Annotated in this window: 2 protein-coding genes; both read left to right on the plus strand. The window is 66.8% G+C overall.

The annotated features are described in order from the left end of the window. Window positions 1-337, plus strand: a 337-nt coding sequence (locus PQ963_10705) for an HlyD family secretion protein (protein ID MEN4030128.1), incomplete at its 5' end; no start/stop codon positions are given. Continuing rightward, on the plus strand, window positions 334-1,097 hold a 764-nt coding region (locus PQ963_10710), incomplete at its 3' end, for an ABC transporter ATP-binding protein (GenBank protein ID MEN4030129.1). The genes PQ963_10705 and PQ963_10710, both read left to right, overlap by 4 nt.

A 1,097-nucleotide genomic window follows, 5' to 3' on the forward strand; every position in this document is an offset into this window, starting at 1 on the left:
GGGCGAATACGCCCAGCCCGGCGCCACCACCCTGACCATCCTGCACAGCAACACGCTGCGCGTGCGCTTCTTTGTGCCCAACGATTTGCGACCTCGCTACCTGCCGGGCACCGAGGTGCAAGTCAGCATCTCGGGCTGTGAGCGGCCCCTGAAGGCCACGGTGACCCGCGTCAGCGCCCGGCCTGAGTACACGCAGCCCATGATGTTCAGCCACGAGCTGCGCGATCGCTTGAGCTTCCTGACCGAGGCCCGCCTGACGGCGTCGTCCACCTGCACCGCCCCGCCGGGTACCCCGGTGGGCGTGGTGGTGCCGGCGCAGGAGAAGCAGGCATCGTGAACGCCACCGCCGATCCCATCATCGAGGTCAGCAACCTGACCAAGACCTTCGGCGACAAGACCGTCGTCGATCAGCTGAACATGCGCATCGCGCCCGGGCAGCTGTATGGCTTTCTGGGGCCCAACGGCTCGGGCAAGACCACGGCCATTCGCATGATGTGCGGACTGGTGCCGCCCACCTCGGGTCAGGGCCACTGCCTGGGCTTCGACATCGTGCGGCAGGCCGACAAGATCAAGCCCCTGCTGGGCTACATGACCCAGCACTTCAGCCTGTACAAAGACCTGACGGTGCGCGAGAACCTGCGCTTTGTGTGTCGGCTGTATGGTCTGCCCAACCCCGAGGCGCGGGTCAATGAGCTGCTGGAGCAATTTGCCTTCAACGACGAGGGGCGCGACATGCAGCGGGCTGGCACCATGTCGGGCGGCTGGAAGCAGCGGCTGGCCCTGGCCTGCGCCATGGCCCACCGCCCGCGCATCCTGCTGCTGGACGAACCCACCGCCGGGGTGGACCCGAAGGCCCGCGAAGCCTTCTGGGACATCCTGCAAGACATTGCCGCCACGGGGGTGTCGGTGCTGGTGAGCACGCACTACATGGACGAGGCCATGCGCTCCAACCGCATCGCTTATGTGCTGTACGGCCGACTGCTGGTGGACGATGCGCCCGAGCGGGTGCTGCAAAACTCGGAGCTGGTGGCTGCGCAGATCCCCCTGACGCGCCCGTTCAATGACCGCAGCATGTCGCACGACCCGCGGGTGGTGCG

This window comes from Methanobacterium sp. (assembly GCA_039666455.1).
Classification (GTDB): Archaea; Methanobacteriota; Methanobacteria; order Methanobacteriales; family Methanobacteriaceae; genus Methanobacterium_D.